General features: G+C 57.5%; 6 protein-coding genes and 3 pseudogenes. 7 read left to right on the top strand and 2 right to left on the bottom strand.

All coding sequences use genetic code 11. From position 1 onward, the window contains the following. Nucleotides 1-141: 141 nt before the first annotated feature. From ACMX3H_RS15655 to mepS, 6 genes and pseudogenes are all read left to right on the top strand, one after another. A pseudogene (locus ACMX3H_RS15655) lies at nucleotides 142-297 on the top strand (elongation factor P-like protein YeiP); the annotation flags it as partial. A 334-nt stretch (nucleotides 298-631) separates the two neighbouring features. Continuing rightward, nucleotides 632-1,405, top strand: coding sequence for a hypothetical protein (locus ACMX3H_RS15650; RefSeq protein ID WP_415211482.1), 774 nt, complete (start codon nucleotides 632-634; stop codon nucleotides 1,403-1,405). Further along, a complete protein-coding gene (locus tag ACMX3H_RS15645; protein ID WP_415211484.1) occupies nucleotides 1,371-2,243 on the top strand; it encodes a hypothetical protein in 873 nt (290 codons plus the stop codon). The genes ACMX3H_RS15650 and ACMX3H_RS15645 overlap by 35 nt, the downstream gene beginning before the upstream one ends. Next, nucleotides 2,137-3,094, top strand: a pseudogene (locus ACMX3H_RS15640) (CobW family GTP-binding protein). Before ACMX3H_RS15645 ends, ACMX3H_RS15640 begins: the two are co-directional and overlap by 107 nt. A gap of 48 nt (nucleotides 3,095-3,142) precedes the next feature. Then, nucleotides 3,143-3,859, top strand: a complete 717-nt coding sequence (locus ACMX3H_RS15635; protein ID WP_415211481.1) for a phosphatase PAP2 family protein — start codon at nucleotides 3,143-3,145, stop codon at nucleotides 3,857-3,859. A 408-nt stretch (nucleotides 3,860-4,267) separates the two neighbouring features. Beyond that, nucleotides 4,268-4,843 carry a bifunctional murein DD-endopeptidase/murein LD-carboxypeptidase gene (mepS, locus tag ACMX3H_RS15630; protein WP_415211480.1) on the top strand — a complete coding sequence of 192 codons (576 nt, stop codon included), beginning with the start codon at nucleotides 4,268-4,270 and terminating at the stop codon, nucleotides 4,841-4,843. Between the two features lie 175 nt (nucleotides 4,844-5,018). Here the strand turns inward: mepS and ACMX3H_RS15625 are convergent, their stop codons facing one another. Next, complete coding sequence (locus ACMX3H_RS15625; protein ID WP_415211479.1) at nucleotides 5,019-5,285, bottom strand: TIM barrel protein; 267 nt, start codon at nucleotides 5,283-5,285, stop codon at nucleotides 5,019-5,021. Nucleotides 5,286-5,484: 199 nt separating this feature from the next. Between ACMX3H_RS15625 and ACMX3H_RS15620 the strand changes: the two are divergent. After that, nucleotides 5,485-7,252, top strand: a pseudogene (locus tag ACMX3H_RS15620) (extracellular solute-binding protein). A 3-nt stretch (nucleotides 7,253-7,255) separates the two neighbouring features. Here the strand turns inward: ACMX3H_RS15620 and ACMX3H_RS15615 are convergent. Further along, nucleotides 7,256-7,389, bottom strand: a 134-nt coding sequence (locus ACMX3H_RS15615) for a transposase domain-containing protein (RefSeq protein WP_415211483.1), incomplete at its 5' end; no start/stop codon positions are given.

The following is a 7,389-nucleotide window of genomic DNA, read 5'->3' as shown; positions in this document are numbered from 1 at the left end:
TTTTGCCTATAGGCTCTATTTTGTTCTTTTTTTGTTCATCGGTATCAAATACATAAATCATCCCTAAGCCTAAGAAATCCCACGAATTCCCGCCAGATCCCGCCAATTCCCGTAAGTATCAAATAAATTACTTCTCTATATACCACGCCGGGCATCAAAGGCGCTTCCGCCAGCGCGCGCACCAAACCCGCCACCCTGACAACCGGTCTGGTTATCCAGGTGCCGGAATACCTTAGCAGCGGCGAGCGTATCCGGATCCACGTGGCGGAACGCCGCTATATGGGACGCGCCGATTAACCGGACCGCATCGGTTTACCACACCGCGCCGGCGAACCGCGGCGCATGAGATGTACGCGGTTCGCCGGCTTAGCGCAGCACATCGGCCAAGCGCGCTAGGCCGGCTAACCCTGGCGCAGGGGCGCACCGGCCCCCGCCTCTGATGGCGGTTTAACGTGCCGGGCGGCGGGTAAACCGCCTGTTGCCGTTACGCCGTCGTTATCCTGACAAAAAAAGCAGTTTTACGCCGCCCGGCTTGCAGCATTAACCTTTCATGTTTATGCTGTTAATAAAAAAGTCACTTTCGCCACGGCCCTGCCGTCGCCGGGAGCCCCCCTTCTACTAAGGACACCCCATGCCAACTATCGCCTCATTGTCGCTACCGGATCAGGTGCAGCAGCCGGGCTACGATCGTCGTCGCCTTGCCGGCCGTATCGTCCATATTGGTTTTGGCGTGTTTCACCGTGCCCACCAGGGAGTGATGACCGACCGGGTGCTTGATCGGCACGGCGGCGATTGGGGGGGATATGCGAGGTCAGCCTGCACAGCGCCGATCTGCTGCAGGCGCTGCGGCGTCAGGATCATCTCTACACCGTGCTGGTCAAGGGCCCCGACGGAGCGCGCGCGGGTGATAGGCGCCGTGTGCGACTCGCTGATCGTCGCCGAACAGGGTATCGACACTCTGCGGGCGAAGCTTGCCGAGCCGCAGGTGGTGATCGTGTCGCTGACCATTACCGAGAAAGGCTATTGCATTGAACCGGGCAGCGGTCAACTCGACCGCACGCACCCGGGGGTGATCGCGGATTTGGCGGCGCCACACGCTCCTCGCACGGTGCCCTGCATTTTGGTGGAAGCGCTTAACATGTGCTATCGCCGCGGCCTGATGCCCTTTACCGTCCTCTCCTGCGATAACATTCCCGGCAACGGCCAGGTGGTGCGCGCGTCGGTATTGGGATTAGCGCAGGCGCGGGATGCGGCGTTGGGCCGCTGGATAGCCGATCATGCGTCCTTCCCGGCCACCATGGTGGATCGTATCGTGCCCGCCGCCAGCGAGGAGGTGCTGACGGACGTGGCGGCGATCCTCGGCGTGTGCTATCGCCTGCGAGCCCTTCATCCAATGGGTGATTGAAGATAACTTTGTCGCCGGCCGCCCGCGGTGGGAGCGGGCGGGCGCCCAGTTGGTCAACGATGTGGCGCCCTTTGAAGAAATGAAGCTGCGGATGCTAAACGGCAGCCATTCGTTTCTCGCCTGGCTGGTCTATCTGGCCGGCTACCCCCATATCAGCGACTGCATGAACGACGTTACGCTGCGCGCCGCGGTCGAGAAATTGATGATCAACGAACAGGCGCTCACCCTGCAGGCCATCGAGGGGGTGGACACGGGTGACTACGCCCGGCAGTTGCTGACGCGCTTTGCCAACCCCGCCCTGAAACACCGCACCTGGCAAATCGCGATGGACAGTACCCAAAAACTGCCGCAGCGCATTCTCAATCCGCTGCGTTGGCATTTACGCCACGGCCTCAGCGCCCCGCTGCTCACGCTGGCGGTGGTGGGCTGGATGCGCTATGCCGGCGGGATCGACGAGCGGGAGCAGCCTATCGATATCCGCGATCCGCTGCAAAGCGCTCTGGGGGAAATCGCAGCCCGGCACGAAGACGGCCCGGCACGAAGACGGCCCGGCGCGGGTGCGGGCGTGGCTTGCGTTGCGCAACGTTTTCGGTCAGGATCTGCCGGAAAACCCGACATTTGTCGCCGCGGTCACCGAGGCCTACCGATCGCTGATGCAGCACAGCGCGCTGGCGACGGTAGCCGGTCTCCTCAACGACTAAAGCGGAACCGCCATGACCACCCAAACCACCTTGGTAACCGGTTTTCTCGGCAGCGGGAAAACCACGACGTTATTGCATCTGCTCAGCCAGAAACCCACCGGCGAGAAATGGGCTATCCTGGTCAACGAGTTCGGTGAAATTGGCGTGGATGGCGCCCTGCTCGCCGACAACGGCGCGACGCTTAAAGAGATCCCCGGCGGCTGCATGTGCTGCGTTAACGACCTGCCGCTGCAAATCGGCCTCAATACCTTGCTGACGTGGAACCGGCCCGATCGGTTACTCATTGAGCCCACCGGTCTGGGGCATCCCGCGCAAATCCTCGCGCTATTGGCCTCAGGCACCTATCAGAACTGGCTTACGCTGCGGGCCACGCTCTGCCTGCTTGATGCCCGACAGCTTAGCCAGCCACGCTATCGCGACAACTTCCGCGATCAGCTGGCCGCGGCCGATATCATTATCGCCAACAAGCAGGAAACCTATACCGACGCGGACCGGGAGACGCTGGCGTCATGGCGGCGCGCCAGCGCGGACGATAGATACCTCTTCACCGTCAGCCGCGGACAGGTGCCGGTGACGCTTTTGGATCGCGCCAGGACGACTCTGCGCGCTGGCGCCGGGCGCCGGTCATGAACATCAGCACGCCGCCCCCCGTAGCGGCCTGGCCGCGCTCCGCCTGCCGGGCAATCAAGGCTGGCGCCGCGTGCTAAATCAGGGACAGGGCTATTATGCCTGCGGCTGGATATTTGATAGTGAAACACAGTTCGACGCCTTGGGGCTGCTGGAATGGGCGCGTCTAGCGCCGGTGGAACGCATCAAAGGGGTGCTACGGGTGAGCGAAGGCACTCTACGGATAAATCGTCAGGGTAATGACCTGCACACGGAAACCTTGCCGCAGCCGCCGGTGGATAGCCGGATAGAGCTTATTGATCCCCAGGCCGCGGACTGGAATCGCTTTCAGAGCACATTGTTGAAACTCCGTTTAAGTTAGCTCAATTATATTTGAAAAAAGTTACTCTTTTAGAGAAAGGTTTGGTCCATGTCTCGCCTTCCTGCCATGGCGATGCTGAGCTTGCTCGGCGTGGCGTTGTTTTTTTCCTGGTTTCTGCCCGCGCATCACGGTTTCTGGTTCGCACTCGACAGCGGCATCTACCATGCGGTGAATCATCAGGCGGTACTCCATCCGCTGTTGGCCGATTTGTTGGCTATTACCAACAACCGCGTCTTTGATCTGTGCTCATTGCTGGCGATGGACATCGTCTATCTGCGTTACTATCTGCGTGCCGATGCCGCCGGACGACGCCGCATGCTGGCCATGATCATCACCGCCCTGGTGCTCAACCAGTTGGGCCATCTGGTGCCGGTGACGCATGTCAGTCCGTCGCGCTATTTCAAAGCCACGCCCGGCGTCGTCAGCATCGCCGAACTGACCCAGATTCCCACCAAAGAATATTCGAGCGACAGTTTCCCGGGCGATCACGGCATGCTGCTGATGATTTTCTCCGCCTTCATGTTGCACTTCTTTGACCATAAGGGGTTTTTGCAGGGCATACTGATTGTGCTTTTTTTCTCGACGCCGAGGATCCTTATCGGCGCGCACTGGTTCACCGATGTCGCGGTCGGTTCACTGTCCATCGTTCTGGTGGGCTTGGGGCTGTGGCTACCCGGCGGCGGTTGTGATGCGCTGGTGAACCGGCTTGAGCGCTATCTGCCGCGCGCGGTGAAGTTCGGCCGGCGTCACCAGCCACACGGATAAGAAAATATTATCCGCCGCCGACCGGTGTCATCCGCGCCGGGAAGCGGCCTGGCGCGACGCCGCGCCCCTATGAGTGCAGCCACACGCGCCGACGCTCTGCGCCGGCGTCGTTTTCGCCCAACGCCGGCGATTATTTCCGCCACGTTATTATCTGCACGCTTACAAATAATTACATCATTAAAAGTTATAATATTACGGCTAAAAATCCTCGCTTTTCTTTATTCATTACGGTAGCCTCGAATCCGCTCGACGTCCTGTCCGTTATTTTTCTATCTTTGAAACGATTGTGTGAGTAATACCACACACTTAATGAACGAAATCTGGTCAATTAGGACGTGCGCTTAACTCTCATTGTTTGGCATTTTATAACGACATTGTCGTTAAGGACTTCAAGGGATAACACATATAATGGTCAAATCTCAGCCTATCTTGAGATATGTTCTGCGGCTCATCCCCGCAGTGGCGGTTGCGGCCATGCTATCCGCCTGCAGTACTTCTCATAGTCCGAAACAAACCGCTGACATGCGTGCAGTAAACGATTCAAATCATTTTTTACTGCAAGCCTCTCAGGATGAATTTGAAGAAATGGTTCGTAATGTGAATATTAAATTCAAAATTATGGATCAATATGTCGACTGGAAAGGCGTGCGTTACCGCCTCGGTGGCAGTACCAAACGTGGCATTGATTGCTCCGGTTTCGTACAGATGACGTTCCGCGAACAGTTTGGCCTTGACCTGCCGCGCTCCACGCTGTATCAGCGGGAAATAGGCTCAAAAATACAACGTGGTAAGCTGCGTCCGGGCGATTTGGTGCTGTTCCGCGCCGGCTCAACGGGCCGCCACGTGGGCATTTATTTGGGCAACGATCAATTTGTTCATGCGTCCACCAGCAGCGGCGTGATGATTTCCAGCCTGAATGAGAGTTACTGGAAGTCCCGCTACCACGAAGCCCGACGGGTGCTTCCCAACGGCGCGCAGAGTTAATTTGGTTATTTATTGAACGCCCGAACTGCCCAATGAGATAAAAAAAGCCGCGCTAGAGCGGCTTCTTTTTATCCCCGATCATCCCTATAGTGAATTAATTAATATGTAAAATAATTAAATTAAATATTTACAATTAAATTAATAATTTTTAATTAATTAATATTTTATTTATCGGCTATGTCGCCGCGTCGGTCGCGCTACAGGCCAGCAGTAGCCTACAACCGAGCTGGTTCATGTTTTCCAGCAACCGCCGGGCGCTTTCATTGGCCCCGGCGCGGCGTTCGGCTGGCGCGCCCACGTAATCGCGTAGGGGCTGTAGCACCACCACCTCCAGATCCAACGCCTCGGTCAAGCGGCGAACGTCCCGCGCGCTGCCGGGAAAGGCCTCCAGATCGTCGGCGAAAATCTCCACGGCAGCAAAGCCCGCGCGCGATGTCCTCAAGTTTTTCCGGTAGCGTGCCCGATAGCGCGACGGTGGCGATAGCCTTGCGCATAGTCATTCTCCTGACAACCCGCCTGCGGAGGGGACATGATTAATTGTTTTAATAATTATGGTAAAAAAACGTTATAGTCACCATCGGTCGCTGATGAATCTGTTTATTCCCGTCGGCGGATATCGGACGATGTAGGAGCATAAGCTGATGTTTCCACGTGTTTGGATAGCGCTGCTTTTCAGCGTTATTTGCTTGAGAGCCCGGGCAGAGCCCCTGCGCGACAGCTATGCTTTCGCGCTGCTGGGCGAGCCGCGCTACCCGCCCGACTTCACCCATTTTGACTATGTCAATCCGGCCGCGCCCAAGGGCGGCAGCGTGACCATGGCCGCCATCGGCACGTTCGACAATTTCAACCGTTACGTGTCGCGCGGCACGGCGACGACGCGCACCGAACAGCTTTACGACAGCTTGTATGTCACCTCCGATGACGAAGTGGGCAGTTATTATCCGTTAATCGCTGAATCGGCACGCTATCCCGCCGATTATGCCTGGGCGGAAATCACGCTTAATCCACGCGCCCGCTATCACAACCACCAGCCGATCACCGCCGCCGATGTGGCGTTCACCTTCAACAAATTTATGACCGAAGGGGTCCCCCAATTCCGGGTGTTCTTTAAAGGGGTGAAAGTGAAAGCCATCTCCCGGCTGACGGGGCGCTACGAATTCCCCGAGCCGAACAAAGATGCCTTACTTGGGCTTCTCACGCTGCCGGTGCTGCCGGAAAATTTTTGGTCGCAGCATAAACTGAGCGATCACCTCACTTTTCCGCCGCCCGCCAGCGGCCCTTATCGGCTTACCGCCTGGCGCACGGGCCAGTCCGTGACCTTTAGCCGGGTGAAGGATTATTGGGCGGCCACGCTGCCGGTCAATGTCGGGCGCTACAACTTTGATACCCTGCGCTATGACTATTATCTTGATGATAATGTCGCCATGGAGGCGTTCAAAGCCGGGGCGTTCGATCTGCGCATTGAAGGCTCCCCCAAAAAATGGGCGACCCAGTACCGCGGCGGTAATTTCGACCGCGGTTTTATCGTGCACCGCGAGGTGGCGAACAACGCCCCGGTATCTACGCCCTGGCTGAGTTTCAACATTCAGCGGCCGCTGTTCGCCGACCGTCGGGTCAGGGAGGCGCTGTCGCTGGCGTTTGATTTTGAATGGATGAATAAGGCGCTGTTTTATAATGGTTATCAGCGCGTTAACAGCTACTTTATGAATACCGATTATGCCGCGCGCGCCTACCCGGACGCCGCCGAGCTGACGAAACTGGCGCCGCTGAAAAATCAGGTGCCAGCGGAGGTGTTCAACGCTATCTATCAGCCGCCGGTATCCGACGGCAGCGGCTACGACCACGGCCATCTGCTCAAGGCGCTGGCGTTGCTCAAACAGACCGGCTGGACGCTGCGCGACAAGCGTCTGGTGGACGCCCAGGGTAAACCGTTCCGCTTTGAGCTGTTGGTGATGATCAGCGGCAATAACCAGTACATCCTGCCCTTTCAGCATAGTCTGGCGCGCCTTGGGATCACCATGACGGTGCGGGAAGTGGACAGCCGCCCAGTTCACCAACCGCCTGCGCAAACGGGACTTCGATATGATCCCTTCCTCCTACGGCGCGTATGCGTTCCCCAGCAGCGATTTGCAAATCATATGGGGGTCGGCGTATGTTGATTCCAGCTACAACCGCACCGGGGTCAAAGACCCCGCTATCGACCAATTGATTAACCAAATCGTGCGCCACCAGGGCGATAAAGCGGCGCTGTTGCCGCTTGGACGGGCGCTGGACCGTGTGCTGACCTGGAATTATTTCATGATCCCGCTGTGGTATTCGCACCAGATCCGCCTGGCCTACTGGGATAAATTCGCGATGCACGCCCAGCGCCCCACTTATGACGTAAGCGTACGCCCAGCGCCGTATTGACAGTTATTCAGCAGGGATGGTGAGGTTCCACGGCAGGAGCTCTTTGATTTTGTTGATGGGATGATCAGCGATAATCGCCAGCACATGGCGTAGATACGCTTCCGGCTCCACGCCGTTCAGTTTGCAACTGCCGATCA

Source organism: Sodalis sp. (in: enterobacteria), from assembly GCF_047607725.1.
In the GTDB taxonomy this organism is placed as follows: Bacteria; Pseudomonadota; Gammaproteobacteria; order Enterobacterales; family Enterobacteriaceae; genus JBLKSS01.
Note: the sequence above shows the minus strand (reverse complement) of the source record. Positions and strands in the feature narration are given on the sequence as shown.

Coding starts and splice junctions, on each gene's coding strand:
- ACMX3H_RS15650 (WP_415211482.1), top strand. CDS start 632: ATGCCAACTATCGCCTCATTGTCGCTACCGGATCAGGTGCAGCAGCCG.
- ACMX3H_RS15635 (WP_415211481.1), top strand. CDS start 3,143: ATGTCTCGCCTTCCTGCCATGGCGATGCTGAGCTTGCTCGGCGTGGCG.
- mepS (WP_415211480.1), top strand. CDS start 4,268: ATGGTCAAATCTCAGCCTATCTTGAGATATGTTCTGCGGCTCATCCCC.